17 protein-coding genes and 3 rRNA genes are annotated in these 24,842 nt (G+C 47.3%); 18 read left to right on the forward strand and 2 right to left on the reverse strand.

The window, feature by feature from the left end; all coding sequences use genetic code 11:
• From dnaA to gyrB, 6 genes are all read left to right on the forward strand, one after another.
• The coding region (gene dnaA / locus MKY44_RS00005) for a chromosomal replication initiator protein DnaA (protein WP_301289659.1) at positions 1-1,347 on the forward strand (1,347 nt) is incomplete at its 5' end.
• Positions 1,348-1,567: 220 nt separating this feature from the next.
• Complete coding sequence (dnaN, locus tag MKY44_RS00010; RefSeq protein ID WP_017691408.1) at positions 1,568-2,710, forward strand: DNA polymerase III subunit beta; 1,143 nt, start codon at positions 1,568-1,570, stop codon at positions 2,708-2,710.
• Positions 2,711-2,726: 16 nt separating this feature from the next.
• Complete coding sequence (gene yaaA, locus MKY44_RS00015) at positions 2,727-2,942, forward strand: S4 domain-containing protein YaaA (RefSeq protein ID WP_036611994.1); 216 nt, start codon at positions 2,727-2,729, stop codon at positions 2,940-2,942.
• Positions 2,943-2,999: 57 nt separating this feature from the next.
• A complete protein-coding gene (recF, locus tag MKY44_RS00020; RefSeq protein ID WP_017691406.1) occupies positions 3,000-4,112 on the forward strand; it encodes a DNA replication/repair protein RecF in 1,113 nt (370 codons plus the stop codon).
• A gap of 14 nt (positions 4,113-4,126) precedes the next feature.
• Positions 4,127-4,375: an extracellular matrix regulator RemB gene (gene remB / locus MKY44_RS00025; protein WP_017691405.1), complete on the forward strand. Its 249-nt coding sequence runs from the start codon at positions 4,127-4,129 to the stop codon at positions 4,373-4,375.
• A gap of 145 nt (positions 4,376-4,520) precedes the next feature.
• The gene (gene gyrB, locus MKY44_RS00030) at positions 4,521-6,431 is read left to right on the forward strand and encodes a DNA topoisomerase (ATP-hydrolyzing) subunit B (protein WP_076216622.1); all 1,911 of its coding nucleotides are present in this window, start codon (positions 4,521-4,523) and stop codon (positions 6,429-6,431) included.
• A gap of 77 nt (positions 6,432-6,508) precedes the next feature.
• Here gyrB and MKY44_RS00035 read toward each other — a convergent pair whose 3' ends face one another.
• Positions 6,509-7,456: a YheC/YheD family protein gene (locus MKY44_RS00035; RefSeq protein WP_341005657.1), complete on the reverse strand. Its 948-nt coding sequence runs from the start codon at positions 7,454-7,456 to the stop codon at positions 6,509-6,511.
• Positions 7,457-7,884: 428 nt separating this feature from the next.
• Here MKY44_RS00035 and gyrA point away from each other — a divergent pair, with 428 nt between their 5' ends.
• The 6 genes from gyrA (at position 7,885) to MKY44_RS00065 (ending at position 17,901) form a co-directional block, all read left to right on the forward strand.
• Complete coding sequence (gene gyrA, locus MKY44_RS00040; protein ID WP_036671890.1) at positions 7,885-10,449, forward strand: DNA gyrase subunit A; 2,565 nt, start codon at positions 7,885-7,887, stop codon at positions 10,447-10,449.
• A 221-nt stretch (positions 10,450-10,670) separates the two neighbouring features.
• On the forward strand, positions 10,671-11,789 hold the full coding sequence (locus tag MKY44_RS00045) for an HD-GYP domain-containing protein (RefSeq protein ID WP_341005659.1): 1,119 nt from the start codon (positions 10,671-10,673) through the stop codon (positions 11,787-11,789).
• Positions 11,790-12,260: 471 nt separating this feature from the next.
• Positions 12,261-13,813 (forward strand): 16S ribosomal RNA (locus MKY44_RS00050).
• A gap of 314 nt (positions 13,814-14,127) precedes the next feature.
• Positions 14,128-17,053 (forward strand): 23S ribosomal RNA (locus tag MKY44_RS00055).
• Positions 17,054-17,131: 78 nt separating this feature from the next.
• Positions 17,132-17,248: ribosomal RNA gene (gene rrf / locus MKY44_RS00060) — 5S ribosomal RNA — on the forward strand.
• Together the 16S, 23S and 5S rRNA genes form the textbook arrangement of a ribosomal RNA operon.
• A gap of 212 nt (positions 17,249-17,460) precedes the next feature.
• Positions 17,461-17,901 (forward strand): hypothetical protein, encoded by a 441-nt coding sequence (locus MKY44_RS00065; protein ID WP_084174380.1) that lies wholly within the window; start codon positions 17,461-17,463, stop codon positions 17,899-17,901.
• Positions 17,902-18,576: 675 nt separating this feature from the next.
• Here MKY44_RS00065 and MKY44_RS00070 read toward each other — a convergent pair.
• Positions 18,577-19,101: a hypothetical protein gene (locus MKY44_RS00070; RefSeq protein WP_036606136.1), complete on the reverse strand. Its 525-nt coding sequence runs from the start codon at positions 19,099-19,101 to the stop codon at positions 18,577-18,579.
• Positions 19,102-19,600: 499 nt separating this feature from the next.
• On the opposite strand from MKY44_RS00070, the gene MKY44_RS00075 reads away from it, so the two are divergent.
• The 6 genes from MKY44_RS00075 (at position 19,601) to MKY44_RS00100 (ending at position 24,747) form a co-directional block, all read left to right on the forward strand.
• The gene (locus tag MKY44_RS00075; RefSeq protein ID WP_017691396.1) at positions 19,601-19,786 is read left to right on the forward strand and encodes a sigma factor G inhibitor Gin; all 186 of its coding nucleotides are present in this window, start codon (positions 19,601-19,603) and stop codon (positions 19,784-19,786) included.
• A 257-nt stretch (positions 19,787-20,043) separates the two neighbouring features.
• Positions 20,044-21,870 (forward strand): aminotransferase class I/II-fold pyridoxal phosphate-dependent enzyme, encoded by a 1,827-nt coding sequence (locus MKY44_RS00080; protein ID WP_341005661.1) that lies wholly within the window; start codon positions 20,044-20,046, stop codon positions 21,868-21,870.
• Between the two features lie 530 nt (positions 21,871-22,400).
• On the forward strand, positions 22,401-22,829 hold the full coding sequence (locus tag MKY44_RS00085) for a CidA/LrgA family protein (protein ID WP_341005662.1): 429 nt from the start codon (positions 22,401-22,403) through the stop codon (positions 22,827-22,829).
• A complete protein-coding gene (locus MKY44_RS00090; protein WP_341005663.1) occupies positions 22,799-23,491 on the forward strand; it encodes an LrgB family protein in 693 nt (230 codons plus the stop codon). Before MKY44_RS00085 ends, MKY44_RS00090 begins: the two co-directional genes overlap by 31 nt.
• Before the next feature lie 217 nt (positions 23,492-23,708).
• The gene (tmk, locus tag MKY44_RS00095) at positions 23,709-24,356 is read left to right on the forward strand and encodes a dTMP kinase (protein WP_341005664.1); all 648 of its coding nucleotides are present in this window, start codon (positions 23,709-23,711) and stop codon (positions 24,354-24,356) included.
• Positions 24,357-24,417: 61 nt separating this feature from the next.
• Positions 24,418-24,747 carry a cyclic-di-AMP receptor gene (locus MKY44_RS00100; protein WP_017691391.1) on the forward strand — a complete coding sequence of 110 codons (330 nt, stop codon included), beginning with the start codon at positions 24,418-24,420 and terminating at the stop codon, positions 24,745-24,747.
• Positions 24,748-24,842: the final 95 nt, after the last annotated feature.

The following is a 24,842-nucleotide window of genomic DNA, read 5'->3' on the forward strand; positions in this document are numbered from 1 at the left end:
GTGGACAGCCATACTTCTGATTTATGGCAGCAAATTTTATCAATCATACAAAACAAACTCAGCAAACCCAGCTTTGACACCTGGTTCAAAGCAACCAAAGCCACCAAGCTGAATGACCGTTCAATCGTCATATCCGCACCAACCACGTTTGCCGTCGAATGGCTGGAGAGCCGTTACACCAAATTGGTTGGCTCGACGGTATACGAGTTGCTTGGCAAGCAAGTCGATGTGAAATTTGTCATCGAAGAGAACAAGCCTGCTGAACCGGACCCGCAACTGCCGGCACCAACGCCTACAGTTGTACAGGAAGAAGCCGTACTCAGCATGCTGAATCCGAAATATACGTTCGATACATTTGTCATCGGGCCGGGCAACCGTTTTGCCCATGCCGCATCGCTGGCGGTCGCTGAAGCGCCAGCCAAAGCTTACAATCCTCTCTTTCTGTATGGGGGAGTAGGTCTCGGTAAAACTCACTTGATGCATGCGATCGGACATTATGTTCTGGAGCATGATCCGGGCAGCAAAGTCGTTTATTTGTCGTCTGAGAAATTCACGAACGAATTCATTAACTCGATCCGTGACAACCGCGGGGAGAGCTTCCGTAACAAATACCGGAGCGTCGACATTTTGCTCATTGATGATATTCAGTTCTTGGCGGGAAAAGAATCAACACAAGAGGAATTTTTCCATACGTTTAATGCGCTGCATGAGGAACGGAAGCAGATTATCATCTCCAGCGACAGACCACCGAAGGAAATTCCGACACTGGAAGAACGGCTTCGTTCTCGCTTTGAATGGGGGTTAATTACGGATATCCAGCCTCCAGATTTGGAGACAAGGATCGCAATTTTGCGGAAAAAGGCACGTGCGGAAAACCTGGATATTCCGAATGAAGCGATGATGTACATTGCCAACCAGATTGACACCAACATCCGTGAACTGGAGGGCGCCCTGATTCGGGTCGTTGCTTATTCTTCACTGACTAATCAAGATGTAACCACTCATCTGGCAGCTGAAGCACTGAAGGATATTATTCCTTCCAGTCGTCCCAAAATGATCACTATTCATGACATCCAACAAAAGGTCGGCGAGTATTATAGCCTTAAGCTTGAAGATTTCAAAGCACGGAAACGGACCAAGGCAGTTGCTTTTCCAAGACAGATTGCCATGTATCTCTCTCGTGAACTGACAGACTTTTCTCTGCCCAAAATTGGGGAAGCATTCGGAGGACGAGATCACACCACTGTCATACATGCTCACGAAAAAATCTCCCAAGCGATTAAAAACGATCAGGATCTCTATAAAGTTATCAACAACTTAACCGAAAAAATTAAGAATCCAACCTGAACAAGTCCCAAGCCTATGCACAACGTATACACATGTGGATAGGCTTGGGTGTACGGGTTTATACCCACTTATCCACATATTCAGTGCCCCTATTACTATTATTACTAAAAAGATCTTAAAGATATCATCTCCAAAATAGCCATTTCGGAGCTTAGCCTTCGGCCTTTGAAAAACACCTTTTAACAACCCAACACCCAAAAAATCAGCTAGGAGTGAAACCATGAAAATCAGCATAATGAAAAACTACTTAAACGATTCCATACAGCAAGTATCCAAAGCGATCTCGAGCCGTACGACGATTCCGATTCTGAGCGGTATCAAATTCGACGTGAATCATCAAGGTGTAACGTTGACAGCAAGTGACACCGATATATCCATTCAATCCTTCATCCCGCTTGAAGATGGAGATAAAAGCGTAGTTCAGGTAGATCAACCGGGCAGTGTAGTTTTGCCAGCCAAGTTTTTTGTGGAGATCATCAAGAAGCTGCCATCGCAAGAAGTGCACATGGAAGTCAAAGAGAACTTCAACACCTTTATCTCCGCAGGTGCTACCGAAATTCAACTGGTAGGTCTTGATCCGGAAGAATTCCCGGTACTGCCAAGCATCGAAGAAAACCAAACGGTCTCCATTCCAGGAGATTTGCTGAAAAATATGATCAAACAAACTGTTTTCTCCATTTCCACACATGAGACTACTCCAATCCTGACAGGTGTACTCTGGAGTTTGGGTGACAACGAATTGAAATTTGTGGCAACAGACCGTCACCGTCTTGCTACTCGATCAGCAATGCTGGATAATGCAGAAGGTATCCGCTTCAACAACGTGGTCATTTCCGGTAAAACGCTGAACGAGCTCAGCAAAATTGTTCCGGATCAAAATACCCTTGTGGATATCGTTGTTGCAGATAACCAGGTCCTGTTCAAAATCGACCGTGTATTGTTTTACTCCCGTATTTTGGACGGAACATATCCGGATACTTCTAGAATTATTCCAACGTCATACAAAACAGAACTTGTTTTAGATACAAAAAAATTAAGTGAATCCATTGACCGGGCTTATTTGCTGTCGCGTGAAGAGAAAACAAACATCGTGCGTATGCAAACGATGGATTCAGGATCCGTTGAAATTTCTTCAAGCTCTTCCGAGCTAGGTAAAGTAAGAGAAGAAATCGAACCTGCCGAGTTTACAGGAGATCCGTTAAAAATCTCGTTCAACTCCAAATACATGCTGGATGTGCTGAAAGTTGTTGAAAGTGAGCAGCTGATGATCGCTTTTACAGGAGTCATGAGTCCAATCATCTTGAAACCGCTGGATGACAGTCACAGCCTTTACGTGATATTGCCATATCGGACGACCAACTAACGAAAGGAAGATCACAGTGAACCAAGTTACGATTCGTACGGAATATATTAAGCTTGATCAATTTTTGAAACTGGCTGATTGCATCCCAACTGGAGGTATGGCCAAAGCTTTGCTTCAGGAAGGACTTGTACGTGTGAATAAAGAGCCTGAGGAACGCCGGGGACGTAAGTTATACCCTGGGGATATCGTTGAAGTGGACGGAGAAGGCACATTCGAAGTTGCTGCAGAATAAGAAGACCAGTTCGATCCTGCTGCCTCCTGACGGACGGGATAAAAGGGAGGTTACCGCGTGTTTGTGAACAGCATTGATCTGCAGAATTTCCGCAATTATGAACATCTGAGACTGGATTCTTTTGGTCCCGTAAACTTGTTGATCGGGCAAAACGCCCAAGGCAAGACCAATCTTGCAGAGGCGATTTTTGTACTTGCACTCACCAAGAGCCACCGTACATCCCGTGACAAGGAGTTAATCCGTTTCGGTGAGGAACGTGCCAGACTTGCAGCAGAGGTCGACAAAAAGTACGGATCGGTCAAGCTTGAACTATCATTGTCGCAACAAGGCAAAAAAGCAAAGATTAACGGCCTGGAGCAGCGCAAGTTAAGTGATTTTGTCGGAGCGCTCAATGTTGTGATGTTTGCACCAGAGGATCTGGAGATTGTAAAAGGCACACCGGGGGTTCGCCGCCGGTTTCTTGACATGGAGATTGGACAGGTTGCACCTGGCTACCTGTACCACCTGCAGCAATATCAAAAAGTGCTCGTCCAACGAAATAATTTGCTTAAGCAGTTATGGGGAAAAGGGGCATCGGCCCAGACCATGCTTGAGGTGTGGAACGAACAACTGGTCGAGCATGGTGTTAAAATCGTCAAAAAAAGGAAACAATTCATAAAGAAACTGCAAAAGTGGGCAGAAACGATTCATCAGGGGATCACCGGAGGCGGAGAAGTCTTGCGGCTGGCCTACCTTCCTTCCTTCAGCGAAGCCGCTGAGGAAGATGAAGCTGTCTTAATGGACCAATTTATGATAAAATTATCACAAATGAAAGAGCAGGAGATTCGCCGAGGCACAACCCTTAGTGGGCCGCATCGGGATGACCTGTCCTTTTTCATTAACGATCGGGAAGTACAAACATATGGCTCGCAGGGGCAGCAGCGCACAACGGCGTTGTCCCTTAAACTTGCGGAAATTGAACTGATTCATGAAGAAATCGGAGAATATCCAGTTCTGTTGCTGGATGATGTTCTGTCCGAGCTGGACCCTTTTCGCCAGACGCAGCTGATCGAAACGTTCCAGAGCAAGGTGCAAACCTTTATTACGGCTACGGGGATCGAGAGCCTGAACGTTGACAAGCTCAAAGATGCCAGTATTTATCACGTTCATGCCGGACAGGTTGAACGCTAAGGAGTGAGGGGCTTATGTACATTCATCTGGGCGGTGAGAAGATCATCCGTTCTTCCGAATTGGTCGCTATTTTTGATATATCGATTGAAAAATCCTCAAAGATCTCCAAGCAGTATGTCACGCATGCCGAGCAGGAAAAAACAGTGGAGCACATCGGCGAAGAGGAAGCCAAGTCTATTGTGGTGACCAAAAACATTGTGTACTACTCGCCTATTTCCTCAGCCACGCTGAAAAAGCGGGCTCACATTTTTCCGGATCTCTAGCGTTGTGTGGCATAAAAAATGTCTCTTTTGCTGCTTGTCTTTAAATTTGAATAGCTGCTGAAATGAAGGACGTTGCCTATTTCAGCAAACAATTATTAGTTAACGCATATTTACGATATTGAATCTATAGAAGTAGGTGAAAGGCATGTCTATGAATCAACCGTCATATGATGCGAATGAAATTCAGGTCCTTGAAGGATTGGAAGCCGTACGGAAGCGTCCGGGCATGTATATCGGTTCCACCAGTTCCAAGGGCCTGCATCATCTGGTCTGGGAAGTAGTGGACAACAGTATTGACGAAGCGCTTGCAGGTTACTGCGACCACATTGAGGTCAGTATCCATGAAGACAATAGCGTGACTGTAGTCGATAACGGACGGGGTATTCCTGTCGGCGAACATACCAAAATGAAACGTCCTGCACTTGAGGTAGTTATGACTGTCCTCCATGCAGGGGGGAAATTTGGCGGCGGCGGATATAAAGTATCCGGTGGTTTGCATGGTGTTGGTGTGTCCGTTGTGAATGCACTCTCTGAAAAAGTGGTTGTAACGGTTAAACGTGAGGGGCATATCTATCAACAGGAATATCGCCGTGGAGCTCCACAGTACGACCTGAAAGTGATCGGTACAACCGACGAAACAGGAACAACGGTTAGATTCCATCCGGACCCTGAAATTTTCACGGAAACAAGAGTTTATGAATATGACATCTTGCTGGCCCGTATTCGTGAGCTGGCGTTCCTGAACAAGGGTATTGGTCTTACACTGACGGATGAGCGCACAGGTGCAACCAACTCATTCCTGTATGAAGGCGGCATTATCGAATACGTCTCCTTCCTCAACCAGAAGCGCGAAGTACTGCATGAAAATCCAATTTACGTTGAAGGTTCCAGAGATAACATCCAGGTGGAAGTTGCCCTGCAATACAATGACAACTACACCGAGAATATCTATTCCTTCGCGAACAATATCAACACGCATGAGGGCGGAACACATGAATCAGGTTTCAAGAGTGCCCTTACGCGGATTATCAATGACTACGCCCGTAAGGCGGGAGTAATCAAGGACAGCACGGGGAACCTTTCCGGGGATGACGTGCGTGAAGGCTTGACAGCTATTATTTCGGTCAAGATTCCGGAGCCGCAATTTGAAGGACAGACAAAGACCAAGCTGGGCAACAGCGAAGTGCGTGGGATTGTCGAATCCTTGTTTGCCGAGAAACTTCAGGAGTTCCTGGAAGAGAATCCTTCCGTATCCCGTCGCATTTTGGAAAAAGGGCTGCAAGCAGCACGTGCTCGTGAAGCTGCCCGTAAAGCCCGTGAACTGACACGTCGTAAAGGTGCACTCGAAGTAAGCTCACTTCCAGGTAAACTGGCAGACTGTTCATCCAAGGATGCTTCAATCAGCGAATTGTACATCGTCGAAGGTGACTCTGCAGGCGGATCAGCAAAGCAAGGTCGGGATCGTCATTTCCAAGCGATTTTGCCACTGCGTGGTAAGATTTTGAACGTGGAAAAAGCTCGTCTCGACCGGATCTTGGGTAATGCGGAGATTAGAGCAATTATTACGGCAATGGGTACGGGTATTGGTGATGACTTCGATATTGCCAAAGCACGCTATCACAAAATCATTTTGATGACCGATGCCGACGTTGATGGTGCTCATATCCGAACACTATTGCTGACATTCCTGTATCGGTACATGCGTAAAATCATTGAAGCAGGTTATGTATATATTGCACAACCGCCATTGTTCAAGATTGAGCGTAACAAAGTGATTCGTTATGCTGGTTCCGAGAAAGAGCGCGATGAAATTATTGCAACGCTCGGCGAAAATGCGAAATTCAACGTTCAGCGTTACAAAGGTCTTGGCGAGATGAATGCCGGACAATTGTGGGAAACGACGATGGATCCGGAGAGTCGGACCATGATGCAAGTATCGATTAATGATGCCATCCTTGCTGATACCATGTTTGACACCCTGATGGGAGATAACGTTGAACCGCGTCGTGACTTTATCCAGGAAAATGCAAAATACGTGAAAAACCTCGACATTTAACATATTCGAAGAGGCGCCTGAGAGGGCGCCTTTTTTATATTAGGGAAGGCGTATACTTAGACTCACGTATCCCTTTGTTATCTGCGTACACGTTTTTTGGCAGACGAAGCCTGTGCTTTAGGGGATGGACGGGAGCTCTTACCCTTTTTGGAGGGCAAACGACCGTACGCAATCGCATAACGTTTGATCTTCCGGTATGCCTCCTTGTCCGGTAATAAGCCAAAGGCGTAAATGCCTGGCAGTGTGTTGACTTCAAGAATCCAGGGACGCCCTGCTTCGTCTAGCGCAATATCAATACCAATCTCTTTGAGTCTTGGAAATGATGTTTGCAATTGCACAGCGGTATGAATACCTAAGCGGTACAGCTCAGTGCGAAGTTTTTTGAAGCCCTCCTGGTGAAGATGGGGGAGTACGAGTTCTTCAAACGTGGCCAATCGCCCACCACCATGAATGTTGGTGATTATTTTGCCTGGCGCAGCAACACGTCCCAGAATACCTGTTGTTTCCCAGTTGTGTTGCAGATTTTTCTGAGTTAACACACGCAAGTCAAAAGGCAAATCTTCATGCTTCATCAGCGATATTCCCTGTTGAATGATATATTCACGTTCCTGAATGCGATCATTCAGTGCTCGTTCGAGTTCGTCCAGGGAATGAAATGATCTCTCCTCTGTACCGTATTGGAGTTGATATGTTGTTGTGAGATAGGTAGCTCTGGAGATAACAGTACTTGCTTCGGGTTCATCAGGCAGGTTCCGATCATTGGTTTCTTCCGAAACCTCTGTATCTGTGGTGGAATCTTCGGAATTAACAACAGGTTCGTATAAACGGGTTGTTCTCACCCGCATAACGCCATTACCGTAAGTGCCACGGTCCGGTTTGATATAGTTGGACTCAAATAATTCAGTCATTCGTTCCAGAGTTTGACGGCTATATTTTCGGGTCACTGGGATATATTCATTGACAATGCGACTGCGTTGTAACACGGCTGTTTTGGCCCATTTGCTGGAGACGCGTTGGATACCCAAGATTCATCAGTCCTTTCATGTTTTGTTCAGTTCTAAAGAGGGACCAGACACGGAGAAATCAAAGGACAAGAGACGATTTCAGTGGTATAATAGAGAAATATGGCGTTTTGTGCGATGAGCTGCACAATTTGCAGTTTGATCGTAGGACGGGAATGGCTTTAGCCTCGGTAGGCACAGTACATATGCCGTTTTTCTAGCATTGTATGTGCAATTGGGGAGGAAGGCAGGGCGTATCCCCAGACACGCAGAAGTTCCCGGAAGAAAGGCTATTGCCCAGCGGACGTTTAATTGTGTAACTTTTGTGAAAGTAATATAATAAAGAGTAGCGTTCTTGCGCGGTTTTAGCCTTGTTAGGCTTTTCACATATAATCAACTTTTTTTGCATGACGGAATGGAACGTTTGTTGAAGGACAAGAAGGAGGTCCAGCATGGCGGAAGAAATGAACTCTCAGATTACAGATCGGGATATAGGCGTCGAGATGCGTGAATCGTTTATGGATTATGCGATGAGCATCATCGTTAGCCGTGCCTTACCTGACGTGCGTGATGGATTGAAGCCGGTTCACCGGCGTATTCTGTACGCGATGTCAGAGCTCGGCATGACACCCGACAAACCACATAAAAAATCAGCCAGAATCGTCGGCGAAGTTATCGGTAAGTATCACCCACACGGTGACTCTGCTGTTTACGAGACGATGGTACGGATGGCACAGGATTTCTCCCTGCGTTATATGCATGTAGATGGGCATGGTAACTTTGGATCGGTCGATGGTGATATGGCAGCAGCCATGCGTTACACCGAAGCACGTTTATCCAAGATTGCTATGGAAATGCTCAGAGATATCAACAAGGATACGATTGATTTCCAGCCGAACTATGACGGTGAAGAACATGAACCAATCGTCCTGCCTGCTCGTTTTCCTAACTTGCTTGTCAATGGGGTCGGCGGGATCGCGGTAGGTATGGCTACCAATATTCCTCCTCATAACCTGGGCGAGGTCATTGATGGTGTACAGGCCATGATTCAAAATCCGGACATTACATCCATGGAACTTATGGATTACATTCAAGGACCAGACTTCCCTACGTCCGGCTACATTTTGGGCCGCTCAGGCATTCGCCAGGCATATCAGACCGGACGTGGTTCAGTAACGATGCGGGCTAAAACCAACATCGAAGAGAACAACAACAAGGCGCGAATTATCGTTACAGAGTTGCCTTATCAGGTAAACAAGGCGAGACTCGTTGAGAAAATCGCCGAGTTGGTACGTGATAAAAAGATTGATGGCATTACTGACCTTCGTGATGAGTCTGACCGTAATGGTATGCGGGTTGTAATTGAGCTTCGCAGAGACGTGAATCCGGGGGTTGTCCTGAACAACCTGTACAAACATACATCGATGCAATCCACTTTCGGGATTAACATGCTTGCGATTGTTAATAAAGAACCTAAAATTCTGAACTTGCGCGAAGTGTTGTATCACTACCTGCAGCATCAGATTGAGGTTATTCGCAGACGTACGCAGTTTGAACTGAAAAAGGCTGAAGCTCGTGCACACATTCTAGAAGGTTTACGTATTGCGCTGGATCATATCGACGAGATTATTACGTTGATTCGTTCATCCAGTAATGCGGATGCAGCAAGAGAAGGTTTGATTGAGCGCTTCTCACTCAGTCATGATCAGGCTCAAGCTATTCTCGATATGCGTTTGCAACGCCTCACAGGTCTGGAACGCGAACGTATTGAAAATGAATATAACGAACTGATGGTCAAAATCAGAGAGTATCGCGAAATTCTGGCGAATGAACATCTGGTGCTTGAGATTATCAGTACGGAGCTGCAAGAGATCCGCGACCGCTTCAGCGATGATCGTCGTACGGAGATCACTGTAGGTGAAGAGAGTATTCTGGATGAGGACCTGATTCCACGTGAAGAGGTTATCATTACGATTACTCATACAGGCTACGTGAAACGTCTGCCGGTATCCACATACCGCAGCCAGAAACGTGGTGGACGTGGGGTCGTGGGTATGGATACAAAAGATACCGACTTTGTCGAGCATCTGTTTGTGACCAACTCTCACAATTACCTCATGTTCTTCACTGACAAAGGTAAAGTGTACCGTCTCAAAGCTTACGAGATTCCAGAGCTTGGACGTACCGCACGGGGAACGCCGATTATCAACCTGATCCAGATCGAGCAGGGCGAATCGGTCAATGCCGTAATTCCGGTCCAGGAATTCGAAAGTGACAGATACTTGTTCTTTGCTACCCGCCAAGGGGTTGTGAAGAAGACGCCACTTGAGGATTACACCAATATTCGCAAAGGCGGCTTGATCGGTATTTCCTTACGTGATGATGACGTTCTGATCGATGTTAAGCTGACCGATGGATTGCAAGAGATCATCATGGGTACAGCTCACGGAATGTCTATTCGATTCTCGGAAGGTAACGTACGTTCCATGGGACGTAGCGCAACCGGGGTCAAAGGGATTACATTGGATGAACAGGATGCTGTTATCGGCATGGATGTAGTTGATAAAGAGCTTGATGTTCTGATCGTTACAGCCAAAGGTTACGGTAAACGTACACCTGTCAGTGATTATCGGATGCAGACTCGTGGCGGTAAAGGGATCAAGACTATTAATGTCACAGAGAAGAACGGCTCAGTAGTCAGCCTCAAAATGGTTAAAACCGAAGAGGATCTGATGATTATCACGTCTAGCGGTACGTTGATCCGGATGAGCATGGAAGGCATATCCACTATGGGTCGATACACGCAGGGTGTGAAGCTGATTCATATTCGTGACGAGGATTCAGTAGCTACAGTCAGCCGAATTGACAAAAATGAAGAGGAACCAGATGATGAGTCGCTTGAAGGCTTGGAAGGCGAGGAGTCCCAAGCTCCGGTAGTAAGCTTGGAAGAAGGCACCGTTTCTGACGCTGAGGTTAATGAAGTTGAGGGCGACGACGATTCCGGTTCGGAAGCATAAAATAGAATTTTATAAAGACTGATCTCTTGGAGATTGGAAGAAGATTGCGAGGGCTCCCACGGGGAGCCCTTTGTTTGTATAAAGGAATCTCTTCTTTTATTCTTCCGAATCTGGGATGTACAGCCTGATTCCTGAGTAATATAATGGGAAATATCATGAAAAACCGGGACTATGGTCTTGTTTGTATTAACATAGAAGAACGATGAGTGAGGGGAATACACATGGGATTAATCACCCTGTCAGAAGTCAAACCAGGACTCAAACTTGGGAGTGATGTGCAAACACTTCGCGGTAATGTTCTGCTTCAGAAGGGAAAAGTCATTTTACCCAAGGATATGGAAGTGCTCAGAGCCTTTATGATTCAACAGGTAGATATTGAACAAGAAAGAATGGCGTCGAGTAGTACGGGAACCAAAGGTGCATCTTTGTCCGCAGGAAGCTCTGCCAATGACAACAATGGTGAACGGGCTGGTAAGACAGGGAACGTCACCACAGCTCCTGTAGTAACGTCTTTGCAGGATGAGTATGAGAAGATGGTCGGACTAACCAAAAATGCTTTCCTGTCCTCTCTGGCGGCTGAATTACCGGTCTATGAGTTACGTACACAGTTGGAGTCTGTGTTTGCACAGCTCAAACAATATAATGTGCTTACCTTCAGTCCACGAGTAATGCAAGAACATGATTATGTATATCACCATTCCGTACTTAGTGCGATCACATCCTATCAACTGGCTCAATGGATCGATCTCCCCTCCAAGGATTGGATGCAAGTGGCTTTTGCAGGCTTGTTCCATGATATTGGTAACAACAAGGTAGATCCGCAGATTCTTCATAAACCATCCACGTTGACGGCTACTGAGCAGGAAGAGATTCGTCAGCATACGAAATATGGTTATCAGATCCTTAAACAGGCAAAGGCCATTAATGAGGGAGCCAGACTTGCAGCTTTGCAGCATCATGAAAAAGTGGATGGATCAGGCTACCCGTTGCAGCTTAGTGGGACGCAGATTCATATTTATGCCAAGATTGTAGCTATCGCTGATATTTTCCACGCCATGACGCTGGAGAAGATCTACCGCAAGGCACAATCACCATACCTAGTCCTAGAACAGATCCAAAGTGAGGCATTTGGGAAATTGGACCCTGCAATCGTAAGTGTATTTGTTCAACGATCGACCCAGATCCATAATGGCATCCGAGTGAAACTCAGCAATAACCAGATTGGAGAGATCGTATTCTCTGATCGAGATCATCCTACACGGCCTATGGTGTCAGTAGAAGGAACCATCATTAACCTGATGCAGCAACGGCAGCTTCACATCCAAGAGGTTATCGGATAACAATAGATATTAAAGTAACTTGATGAGAGGGAGGGTCTTTCTTTTATAGAGAGGCCTTTTACGTGAGATAAATGTGGGGGTGTAGAAAAAAACAGAAAGATTATAGAAAGATATATAATTACTCAAAAAAAGACTTGCATTCAATAACTGTACATGGTATATTCTAATTCCGGCCAAGAAAACACGGTTTACACGGTGCGGCAAGCAAATGAAATAAGCTTCGAAAGAAACTTAAAAAAAAAGCTTGCAAAGTTGGTTCGGATGTGATAAGATATAAAAGTTGCTGAAGAGAACAACATTCGGTAACAAAACAAGTTTGATCTTTGAAAACTGAACAACGAGTGAGTAAACATTCTGCTTGCAGAATGAACGCAAAAGTTTGAAACAAGCCTTGGCTTGGATCGGCTGGAGCACAAATGAGATTTTTAATCTCGTCAGATTCAAAATGAGCTTATCGCTCTTTTCAATACTTTATTGGAGAGTTTGATCCTGGCTCAGGACGAACGCTGGCGGCATGCCTAATACATGCAAGTCGAGCGGACTTGAAGAGAAGCTTGCTTCTCTGATGGTTAGCGGCGGACGGGTGAGTAACACGTAGGCAACCTGCCCTCAAGTTTGGGACAACTACCGGAAACGGTAGCTAATACCGAATAGTTGTTTTCTTCGCCTGAAGGAAACTGGAAAGACGGAGCAATCTGTCACTTGGGGATGGGCCTGCGGCGCATTAGCTAGTTGGTGAGGTAACGGCTCACCAAGGCGACGATGCGTAGCCGACCTGAGAGGGTGATCGGCCACACTGGGACTGAGACACGGCCCAGACTCCTACGGGAGGCAGCAGTAGGGAATCTTCCGCAATGGGCGAAAGCCTGACGGAGCAATGCCGCGTGAGTGATGAAGGTTTTCGGATCGTAAAGCTCTGTTGCCAGGGAAGAACGCTTGGGAGAGTAACTGCTCTCAAGGTGACGGTACCTGAGAAGAAAGCCCCGGCTAACTACGTGCCAGCAGCCGCGGTAATACGTAGGGGGCAAGCGTTGTCCGGAATTATTGGGCGTAAAGCGCGCGCAGGCGGTCATTTAAGTCTGGTGTTTAATCCCGGGGCTCAACCCCGGATCGCACTGGAAACTGGGTGACTTGAGTGCAGAAGAGGAGAGTGGAATTCCACGTGTAGCGGTGAAATGCGTAGATATGTGGAGGAACACCAGTGGCGAAGGCGACTCTCTGGGCTGTAACTGACGCTGAGGCGCGAAAGCGTGGGGAGCAAACAGGATTAGATACCCTGGTAGTCCACGCCGTAAACGATGAGTGCTAGGTGTTAGGGGTTTCGATACCCTTGGTGCCGAAGTTAACACATTAAGCACTCCGCCTGGGGAGTACGGTCGCAAGACTGAAACTCAAAGGAATTGACGGGGACCCGCACAAGCAGTGGAGTATGTGGTTTAATTCGAAGCAACGCGAAGAACCTTACCAGGTCTTGACATCTGAATGACCGGTGCAGAGATGTACCTTTTCTTCGGAACATTCAAGACAGGTGGTGCATGGTTGTCGTCAGCTCGTGTCGTGAGATGTTGGGTTAAGTCCCGCAACGAGCGCAACCCTTATATTTAGTTGCCAGCACTTCGGGTGGGCACTCTAGATAGACTGCCGGTGACAAACCGGAGGAAGGTGGGGATGACGTCAAATCATCATGCCCCTTATGACCTGGGCTACACACGTACTACAATGGCCGGTACAACGGGCTGCGAAATCGCGAGATGGAGCCAATCCCAACAAAGCCGGTCTCAGTTCGGATTGCAGGCTGCAACTCGCCTGCATGAAGTCGGAATTGCTAGTAATCGCGGATCAGCATGCCGCGGTGAATACGTTCCCGGGTCTTGTACACACCGCCCGTCACACCACGAGAGTTTATAACACCCGAAGTCGGTGGGGTAACCGCAAGGAGCCAGCCGCCGAAGGTGGGATAGATGATTGGGGTGAAGTCGTAACAAGGTAGCCGTATCGGAAGGTGCGGCTGGATCACCTCCTTTCTATGGAGAATCGTTTCCTGCAACGGAAACATTCAAATAAGCAGCTTAGCTGCAAAACACTCACTCGTTGTTCGGTTTTGAGAGCTCAAACTCTCAAACAGCTTGCTTTTGCATGGAGCTTGTTCTTTGAAAACTAGATATCGAAACGAAACAAACGCGAATTAGAACATTCCTTTAAGCTGATCTTGTGTAAACAAGTGAAGTGTTTATAAAGGTAGTTAAATTGCTTTTGTGATGGTATCGGGTGAGAGCGACTTTTGGATTTGGACGTAGTCCAAACCAAGGGAAGCGAGCGACCGAAACCGGAACAAAATGGTTAAGCTACTAAGAGCACACGGAGGATGCCTAGGCGCTAGGAGCCGATGAAGGACGTGGCGAACAACGAAACTGCCTCGGGGAGCTGTAAGCAAGCTTTGATCCGGGGGTGTCCGAATGGGGAAACCCAGCTGGGGTAATTTCCAGTTACTCATAACTGAATACATAGGTTATGTAGAGGCATACCAGGGGAACTGAAACATCTAAGTACCCTGAGGAAGAGAAAACAATAGTGATTCCGTCAGTAGCGGCGAGCGAACGCGGAGAAGCCCAAACCAGAGAGCTTGCTCTTTGGGGTTGTGGGACGTCTCACATGGAGTTACAAAGGAACCGGTTAAGCGAAGAGGTCTGGAAAGGCCCGCCAAAGAAGGTAAAAGCCCTGTAGTTGAAAGTTGGTTCCCTCCGAGACGGATCCCGAGTAGTGCGGGGCACGTGAAACCCCGTATGAATCCGGCAGGACCATCTGCCAAGGCTAAATACTTCCTAGCGACCGATAGTGAAGCAGTACCGTGAGGGAAAGGTGAAAAGCACCCCGGAAGGGGAGTGAAATAGAACCTGAAACCGTGTGCTTACAAAAAGTCAGAGCCCGTTTTAGGGGTGATGGCGTGCCTTTTGTAGAATGAACCGGCGAGTTACGTTCCCGTGCAAGGTTAAGGTGAAGAGCCGGAGCCGCAGCGAAAGCGAGTCTGAATAGGGCGATGTAGTACGTGGACGTAGACCCGAAACCGGGTGATCTACCCCTGTCCAGGGTGAAGGTGCGGTAACACGCACTGGAGGCCCGAACCCACGCATGTTGAAAAATGCGGGGATGAGGTGGGGGTAGCGGAGAAATTCCAATCGAACTCGGAGATAGCTGGTTCTCCCCGAAATAGCTTTAGGGCTAGCCTCGGAAAACAGAGTCGTGGAGGTAGAGCACTGATTGGGTGCGGGGCCCGCAAGGGTTACCAAGCTCAGTCAAACTCCGAATGCCATAGACTTACTTCCGGGAGTCAGACAGTGAGTGCTAAGATCCATTGTCAAAAGGGAAACAGCCCAGACCATCAGCTAAGGTCCCCAAGTGTGTGTTAAGTGGGAAAGGATGTGGAGTTGCACAGACAACCAGGATGTTGGCTTAGAAGCAGCCACCATTGAAAGAGTGCGTAATAGCTCACTGGTCGAGTGACTCTGCGCCGAAAATGTAACGGGGCTAAACACACCACCGAAGCTATGGCTTGATGCTTTGCATCAGGGGTAGGGGAGCGTTGTATAAGGGTTGAAGGTGTACCGTAAGGAGCGCTGGACATTATACAAGTGAGAATGCCGGTATGAGTAACGAAAAGATCAGTGAGAATCTGATCCGCCGAAAGCCTAAGGGTTCCTGAGGAAGGCTCGTCCGCTCAGGGTAAGTCGGGACCTAAGGCGAGGCCGAAAGGCGTAGTCGAAGGACAACAGGTCGAAATTCCTGTACCACCGTAAGCCGTTATGAGCAATGGGGGGACGCAGTAGGGTAGTGACGCGGACTGATGGATGTCCGTCTAAGCAGTGAGGCTGATGTGTAGGCAAATCCGCACATCGTAAGGCTGAGCTGTGATGGGGAGCGAAAATTATAGTAGCGAAGGTCATGATCTCACACTGCCAAGAAAAGCCTCTAGCCAGGTGATGGTGCCCGTACCGCAAACCGACACAGGTAGGCGAGAAGAGTATTCTAAGGCGCGCGGAAGAACTCTCGTTAAGGAACTCGGCAAAATGACCCCGTAACTTCGGGAGAAGGGGTGCCCCGGTAGTGTGAATAGCACGAGGGGGCCGCAGTGAAAAGGCCCAAGCGACTGTTTAGCAAAAACACAGGTCTGTGCGAAGCCGTAAGGCGAAGTATACGGGCTGACGCCTGCCCGGTGCTGGAAGGTTAAGGGGAGTGGTTAGGAGCAATCCGAAGCTGTGAACCGAAGCCCCAGTAAACGGCGGCCGTAACTATAACGGTCCTAAGGTAGCGAAATTCCTTGTCAGGTAAATTCTGACCCGCACGAATGGCGTAACGACTTGGGCGCTGTCTCAACGAGAGATCCGGTGAAATTTTAATACCTGTGAAGATGCAGGTTACCCGCGACAAGACGGAAAGACCCCATGGAGCTTTACTGCAGCTTGATATTGAATTTGGGTACGATCTGTACAGGATAGGTGGGAGCCTTTGAAGCATGAGCGCCAGCTTGTGTGGAGGCAACGTTGGGATACCACCCTGATCGTATCTAGGTTCTAACCTGGTACCGTAATCCGGTGCGGGGACAGTGTCAGGTGGGCAGTTTGACTGGGGCGGTCGCCTCCTAAAGAGTAACGGAGGCGCCCAAAGGTTCCCTCAGAATGGTTGGAAATCATTCGAAGAGTGCAAAGGCATAAGGGAGCTTGACTGCGAGACCTACAAGTCGAGCAGGGACGAAAGTCGGGCTTAGTGATCCGGTGGTACCGCATGGAAGGGCCATCGCTCAACGGATAAAAGCTACCCTGGGGATAACAGGCTTATCTCCCCCAAGAGTCCACATCGACGGGGAGGTTTGGCACCTCGATGTCGGCTCATCGCATCCTGGGGCTGAAGTAGGTCCCAAGGGTTGGGCTGTTCGCCCATTAAAGCGGTACGCGAGCTGGGTTCAGAACGTCGTGAGACAGTTCGGTCCCTATCTGTCGTGGGCGTAGGAAATTTGAGAGGAGCTGTCCTTAGTACGAGAGGACCGGGATGGACGTACCGCTGGTGTACCAGTTGTTCCGCCAGGAGCACCGCTGGGTAGCTATGTACGGACGGGATAAACGCTGAAAGCATCTAAGCGTGAAGCCCCCCTCAAGATGAGATTTCCCAGTATGTAAGACCCCTTGAAGACGACGAGGTAGATAGGCTGGGGGTGGAAGTGCAGCAATGCATGGAGCTGACCAGTACTAATCGGTCGAGGGCTTATCCAATAGCAAGTTGTAATTCGCATGTTTCGTTTCGAATCTAGTTTTCAGAGAACGATCTCTGAATGTAAGCTAAGCTATGCGTTTGGTGGCGATGGCGGAGGGGTTCCACACGTACCCATCCCGAACACGACCGTTAAGCCCTCTAGCGCCGATGGTACTTGGACCGCAGGGTCCTGGGAGAGTAGGACGCCGCCAAGCAAAGAACCACTGCCGATGTTATTCGGTGGTGGTTTTTATTTGTTTATAAGGATTAGATACGTTGAGCAGAAGCTCTGACATGATCGATATTGGAAGGTAACATTTTTGTTACGGATAACAGCGGCAAAACCAGTATAATAGGACTATGTTAAATATGCTAAAAGTACCTGACCACAGAGCTGGAATGTGCAGCTGTGAAAAGGAGGGTGTGTGTGTTAAGTTGGCGGAGACTTGGACTACAATCATTTCTGTTGCTTTGTTTGACCGTTGTTCTGGCAGGATGCGGTGAAGCTTCAGGATCTGTATGGACTTCATATGAAGGTGCGGTGAACGAAAAGAGTTTTCCGGTGCCGAAAGTAGCGAATAAATCTGACCAGTCTGAAAATAATTCGGATATGGATTATGTTCGATATACGCTGTCTGGTATTAGTGAGAGTACTAGCTTGCCTGAGGTATATCTAGACGAGATTAAAAGCTGGGGTTGGACAGAGAAGCAAGCCAAGGGTACATCCAATGAATCCAGTACCTTGCGTGTATTTGCAAAGGAAGGACATACTGTGCATTTAGCAGTACATGATGGTTCCTTTACACTAATGGTTCCTAGAAATGATGCTACTCAAGCGACAGTTAAATCATTGGCTGAAGACGATTGAGCTGTTGCGGGTAAGGTTGCATATGATTAATTAACGTTGTGATGTTCCTTATAATATAGTAAAGCTCCCGTGTACTTGATCGGGGGCTTTTTGTTATTTAGCGAAGTAGGCTTTAGTAATGATGGGAGAACCTATCACGTATGGTGGTTCAGAGGTCATAAAGGTACAGAAGGAATGGAGCAGTTTCTTTCGTACACGTATAGGTGGTATGTGTGCGTGAAGCATAGGGGAGTGTAGAGCGCCAAAAGTAGAGGGGAGAGATAAGTTGTATAAAGGTATTGAGGTAGTGAGTGGCTGATGGAAAGCAGCTAGAGAGCAGCTAGAGAGCAGCTAGAGAGCAGATAGAGCTGAGACTGAGGCAAAAGATCGCTCAAAGGTGTAAGATCTACGAGATATCTGGGGTTATGAGGATATGGAGCAGCGGGAGGAAAAGAAGAGAAGAACAATGCCTCGAGTGGGGATAACTCATTTAACTATACCCATGCTGTGGATAATGAATGAGAAGGGAACAATAAATAAAGGTTATCCACTGTGGATAACCTTTATTTGAGCATGTGAGGTTGAGTCAACTGAACGATACACGATTATGTTTTTGTAACAGATTATTCGAAGGGCTCAGCGGTTATGTATTACAGGTAAGTGAGGTTCATTGAGTATTGCATAAACGAGGGAGCGTTATTGCAGATAGTATGAGACATCTTGTTCATTCAATTTGATGAGTCCGTCTTTGCGCTCACGGGAGAGCACCATTACAACATACAAGCGAGGACCCAACAACCACAAATGCCAGAAGATCAGCGAGAGGGTAAAGGACAATGGCGACCATATCAAACATACTGTAATGATACATAGTCCAATCCAGCTCATGTTAAGGTGTACCCGGACAAACATACGGAAGCTAAAATGCTGATCAGGGATATAACCTAACCAGGGCATACGCATATTCCAACGCCAGCGTTTGGCGTAAGAGGTACGGACCAGAAGTAATATCGTTCTGGCGATGACATAATGAATCCAGATGGTGATTGGACCTGCCAGTACAAAAAAGAAGAGGCCAGTCCAGGAGAATGCGAGTAGATTGAATAAGAGCATGATGACCGGCAGACACAGATAGCTGTAAATGACACTGCGGGCGATAGCCTTTTTTTTCAGAAGCCGGTATTGATAAAATGTTGCTTTATTCTCCGGTTCGGCGATCATACGATTATATATCCTCCTTCGGATTCACGTTTGTGTGGGGTAGGTATTCGTTTTTCTTACACGAGTAAAAGGGAATGAATCATACATGTATGTATATATGAACCTTGTATCTCACGCCATGACGATTGTACAAGATATTGAGATTCGACGGAGCTTATCTCAGTATACTCTTGAATACACGGACTGTCAGGCTTTGATATCGTTATCATGTATTATATATCGGCTGAGATTCCAAGTTTTTTTAAGGAAATTGAATATAAGTTTGAGTCAGGCCATGGGATACGTGATGTAGAGGTAAATGCGATGGATTGTAGGAGTACTGTATATACATAAGCAGGTGAATGTTCTTGTAGGGAGTTGAATGTATTTTTCGGTACAGACACCCAAGAGGGGGTGGGCGAATATATATATTTTATAGAAAGAAAGCACTATGAAAATGTTTAAAATAATAGAAACTGTGCAATACTGATAGTAAACGTAAAACAAGGTGGGATGGTTCATGGAAGAACATGCCGAACACACATGTATTATCTGCGAGCAAAGAAAAAGAGAAGGCATTTTTATTGTATCTGAATTCATATGTGACACTTGTGAAGCAGAAATGGTTCATACCGACGCGCAGGATGCCAAGTACAATTATTTTATTCATCAAATGAAGCAAATTTGGGTACAAAAAAACGCATAATGAATGTTGCTAATAGAAGTAGAAGCGAAACATCACATTGTAACGATGCTGATGTGTATAGAGGCCCAATGGGCCTTTTTCTGTTTTTAAGAGGAGAGATTGTCTTGTTTGCCATCTTGGGAAGGCGTATGCTGATATAATGGTATAGATCATTTGCAGTAGAGCGTGTGGAGATGAGGAAGAAGGACGTTCCTTAGATTAGGAAGCATTTTGGAGCGCATAGGGCGCACATTATATATGTACAGGATGGTTATTTCATGGATCATAAAAATAAATCAAGTAGAGCCCCTTTATATGAAGCGTTGCTTGCGTATCGTGATTCGAAGCAGCGTTCTTTTCATGTGCCTGGGCATAAGAATGGACAAGCTTATCGACATTTGTTGGAACAAGCAGAAGCAGGGCAACCTCCAGTTAAGGATATCGTTAATGAGGAACACCAGCACAACGGTGAGATTCAGAATGATGGAGGAAAGAATGTTAACCAGAAGGTAGAGCGTTTCAGTTCGGTGGATGAACATGGGGTTGATCTGGAGAGTGTGGAACGACTCAGCGTTGAAGGGGCTCACTCGGAATTAGAACTGGTACCGGTGCGTTCATTTCTGGAGATGATGGAGATGGATGTTACGGAGATTACGGGCACCGATGATTTGCACCATCCGGAAGGTGTAATCCAGGAAGCACAGGAGCTTGCGGCAGATTGTTTTGCAGCGGAGGAGAGTTTCTTCCTTGTGGGAGGCAGTACAGCAGGTAATTTGTCTCTATTGCTCACCGTGTGTGATGAGCCAAACAGTATTGTGCTGGTGCAACGGAATGTGCACAAATCCGTTATTCACGGGTTAATGCTGGCAGGTGCAAGAGCTGTATTTCTGCAGCCGTGGGTCGATCCTGCGTCTGGACTTGCGGTCATGCCGTCGGTGGAGACGGTTCAGGCAGCTGTCCAGTCTTATCCTGAGGCAAAGGGCGTACTAGTCACTTTGCCCAATTATTACGGCATGGGCGCTGATCTGACGCCCATAGCCGAGGTATGCCACGCCGCTGGCATGCCATTGCTCGTGGATGAAGCGCATGGCGCGCATTATGGGCAGCATCCGGAGCTGCCTGTCTCTGCACTGTCGTGCGGAGCAGACGGTGTAGTGCAGTCGACACATAAGATGCTGACGGCCTTCACCATGGGTGCCATGCTGCACATTCAGGGGCCAGGGTTAAACCGGTCCCTGTTAAGGCAGCGCCTGGCCATGGTGCAAAGCTCAAGCCCATCATACCCCGTGATGGCTTCGCTTGATCTGGCGCGCCGCCTGCTGCACGTGCAGGGCGCGAACGCCTTCACGGCGGGGCTTGCCGCCGTGAAGGCCTTTAAGCGCGGCCTCGCGGAGCTGCCGCGCTTCCAGTTGCTGCAGCCTGCACAGCCGCTGCAGCCAGAACCGCCAGCCGGAACAGCGAAGCCGGCTGGCATGTCCGTGTCCGCTGCGCAGCAGACACGGGAGGGCCTGACCGCGGCGGCGAAGCCTTCTGCCGCGGGGTATACCGCTCAGGACCCATTCAAGGCCGTCATCTATGACGGCGCAGGGGTGCTGAGCGGTTATGGGCTACAGCAGCAGCTGGAAGCATGCGGCTGTGTGCCCGAGATGAGCGACGAACGGTACGTCGTCTTGCTCTTCAGCCTGGGCTCAACGGTGCAAGATGCTCAGCACCTGTTGCAGGCTTTACACCATATCAGCTCTGCCAATGGGCATGAGCAGGTCCAATCTAATGCAGCGCCATCACATCAGCTTGCGAAAGGTTCGGCACATTATATTTCCACGTGGAACAATTTACAAGAAAAAACTCGCTACTCGGAACCGATCTCCTTTACACTGCAACCGATTGTGGAGACGGATACGATCAATGTGCCGATAGAAGAAAGCGCAGGCTGTCGATCAGCTGAGATGGTAGTCCCGTATCCTCCAGGGATTCCGCTTGTATATCCGGGTGAACGTATTAGTACATCGATGGTGGCACGTATACAACTGCTGCGGGATGAAGGAGCAAAGTTTCATGGGGTATCCGATGCATCTCTACAGTCATTGAGGGTCATGAAGGAATGAAGGGAACACATGAAGATCTGAATTGCACTCACCAATAGGTGGACAATATGACCAATACGGATAGCGATACCGGACCCTACACATGTGAGGGTCTCTTGGTCATTAATCTAGTTGCTAGGGTGTGTCTTCAAACTCAGGCATGCAATACGTTGAAGGATGTCAGGGTCCAACATCTTGAAGTTAAGGATTGCTGATCCTGGCGAATTGTCCGACGATTTTCTAAGGAACCGAGGACGTCTTATTTAGCCTTCGAGTCCTCCTTTTATTTTGTAAGGAACCTGAGACATGTTATTAACCAAATTCGCCTAACAAACACGCTGTAAACGGCTGGTTATTCCAATATAGCGTGTTTTAGATTCCTTAGATTGCTGTGGGCGCATTAAATCGCTGAATAAGACGTCACAGGATCGTTAGCGCTCCCGCTCCGTGCCCTGCTCCAGACACGTTCAGTTATGTTCCGGCTTTCGGCAGGTATGAAGACAGGCTCTAGTTCAACTTATACAGATAGACATAAGAAAGAAGGGAACACTTTGGGTATTCCGCTAAAAAAATATACAGGAATAGTCCTGCAAGTTTTGTTGATGTACGGTTTTTATTGGATTGGAAACTTGATTCAAGCTGTATTACATCTGCCGTTAACAGGCAGTATTGTGGGCATGCTGGTATTGTTTGTCACCATTCAACTGGGATGGATCAAAATGAGCTGGGGAGAAGAAGGGTCGACGTGGCTTCAATCTCATCTGCAATTGTTATTCATCCCGCCAACTGTGGGTATTATTAATCATTTTGATTTTTTTAGAGCCAACACCTTGTTATTGGTTCTGGGTTTGATCGTTAGCACATTAATCACATGTCTGATATCTGCCAAATTAAGTGAGTGGCTTATGACATGGAGATCGTCTCATTCAGTCAAAAAGGAGGCGATCAATTGTCAGCATTCATCCTCGGAATTGGAATGATCGCGCTAACCATCGCTGTATATATTCCAGCCACTCGTCTATATAAAAGACTGAGATGGCCGATACTTATGCCTGTACTCACAACGACTGCCATACTAATCCTGATCTTGGTGATTTCCGGTATAAAGCTGGATACGTACATGTTGGGTGGCAAATGGATACAGGAGCTCTTGGGTCCAGCAGTTGTATCTCTCGCTTTTCCCTTGTCCAGACATCTGCATGTGCTGAAGCAAAATATCATTCCCATTGTGGGTGGAACAATCGGAGGCAGTATTACAGGTGTCTCCACGGGGGCGTTAATCGCCATTCTGCTTGGTTATCCTCAGGAAATGGTCATCGCTTTATTGCCAAAATCCGTGACCACTCCTGTGGCTATTCAACTCGCTAATCAGGTTGGAGGGAATGCCTCATTCACATCGTTGTTTGTGATGATTGCAGGATTCTCAGGGATATTATTGGGGCCGATGCTCTTGAAATGGGCCAAAGTCCGCAGTAAACATGCCTATGGAATTGGACTGGGTTCAGCATCTCATGCCCTCGGCATGGCAAGGTCTTTCGAATATGGAGAGAATGCGGTAGCCCTCAGTTCAGTTTCCATGATTGTCAGTGCTATTGCCGGATCAGTTATGCTTCCATTATGGGTATGGATCATCTACGGTTGAACGCTTTACTTTGTTGTTCATGTTGGAGTAACCGCTGACCTATAGTATGATAGAAAGAAACAAGCTTGTATGATCTTGGTGTTATTAATACGTACCGATATAGCTGTAGCTATACACCTCTGGGCGAGGGATATCATATCTTGTAGCAAGAGGGTCTAAGCATATTCAATTACAGCAGCAATAGATGCAATTATCGACATAGAAAGCAGGGAAGCATATGCAGGGCAGAGGTAAATTCATTACGCTGGAAGGGGGAGAGGGTTCCGGGAAAACAACGATGATCGGTAGAATAGGTTCTTATTTTGAAGAACGGGGTATACCTTACGTAGTTACGCGAGAGCCTGGTGGAATTGAGATTGCGGAGAAAATACGTTCAATTATTCTGGACCCTCTTCATACGGCAATGGATGCTCGAACCGAAGCGCTATTGTATGCAGCTGCACGCAGCCAGCATCTGGCGGAGAAAGTAGAGCCTGCACTGAGAGCTGGAAAAGCAGTCATCTGTGACCGATTTGTCGATAGCAGTCTGGTCTATCAAGGGTACGCCCGTGGACTCGGGATAGAGAACGTATGGGCCATTAATCGTTTTGCGATTGGTGATCTCATGCCGGATGTGACCTTATATCTGGACATTGAGCCTGAAGTGGGGCTTGCCCGGATCGATGCTCATGATGGCCGCGAAGTGAACCGTCTGGATCTGGAAAATCTGGAGTTTCACCGTAAAGTGCGAAAGGGTTACTTCCTATTAAAAGAGCAGTTCCCGGAACGGATCAGAGTTATCGATGCTTCCATGAAGCAGGAGGATGTATTGGCAGCAATGATTTTGTCGCTGGAGACAGGGATTTTGAAGGATTTTGACGAGTAATTGTCTAATATATAGACAGGGCATTTGATAAAGGTGCTTATTCTAAAGGAGGTTATGCAGGATGAAACTGATTGTTGCGATTATACAGGATAAAGACAGCAACCGATTATCCAGCGCATTGGTCAAAGCAAACTTTCGGGCGACGAAGCTTGCCAGTACGGGCGGATTTTTGAAGGCAGGCAACACGACGTTTATGATCGGTGTCGATGATGGTCAAGTCGAATCTGTAATGAACGTCATTCGCAGCAGCTGTAAGGTTCGTGAACAGCTCGTGACTCCGGTCACACCGATGAGTGGAACAACCGACTCTTACCTGCCGCTACCTGTTGAAGTTCAAGTAGGCGGAGCTACTGTATTTGTTCTCCCGGTAGATCGCTTCGAACATTTCTAATTAAACCTATTGCATGGATCCCATGAGGGTCCTTCATGATCGATAGCATGTTGGAAACGATGGATGCAAGAAGAGTTAACAGCGTTCGTGCGTGC

Source organism: Paenibacillus sp. FSL R7-0026 (assembly GCF_038004485.1).
Lineage (GTDB): Bacteria > Bacillota > Bacilli > Paenibacillales > Paenibacillaceae > Paenibacillus > Paenibacillus xylanexedens_A.

Excerpts from the sequence above, each read along its gene's own strand:
- dnaN (WP_017691408.1), top strand. The coding sequence starts at position 1,568 with ATGAAAATCAGCATAATGAAAAACTACTTAAACGATTCCATACAGCAA.
- remB (WP_017691405.1), top strand. The coding sequence starts at position 4,127 with ATGTACATTCATCTGGGCGGTGAGAAGATCATCCGTTCTTCCGAATTG.
- gyrB (WP_076216622.1), top strand. The coding sequence starts at position 4,521 with ATGTCTATGAATCAACCGTCATATGATGCGAATGAAATTCAGGTCCTT.
- gyrA (WP_036671890.1), top strand. The coding sequence starts at position 7,885 with ATGGCGGAAGAAATGAACTCTCAGATTACAGATCGGGATATAGGCGTC.
- MKY44_RS00045 (WP_341005659.1), top strand. The coding sequence starts at position 10,671 with ATGGGATTAATCACCCTGTCAGAAGTCAAACCAGGACTCAAACTTGGG.
- MKY44_RS00070 (WP_036606136.1), bottom strand. The coding sequence starts at position 19,101 with ATGATCGCCGAACCGGAGAATAAAGCAACATTTTATCAATACCGGCTT.
- MKY44_RS00075 (WP_017691396.1), top strand. The coding sequence starts at position 19,601 with ATGGAAGAACATGCCGAACACACATGTATTATCTGCGAGCAAAGAAAA.
- MKY44_RS00080 (WP_341005661.1), top strand. The coding sequence starts at position 20,044 with ATGGATCATAAAAATAAATCAAGTAGAGCCCCTTTATATGAAGCGTTG.
- tmk (WP_341005664.1), top strand. The coding sequence starts at position 23,709 with ATGCAGGGCAGAGGTAAATTCATTACGCTGGAAGGGGGAGAGGGTTCC.
- MKY44_RS00100 (WP_017691391.1), top strand. The coding sequence starts at position 24,418 with ATGAAACTGATTGTTGCGATTATACAGGATAAAGACAGCAACCGATTA.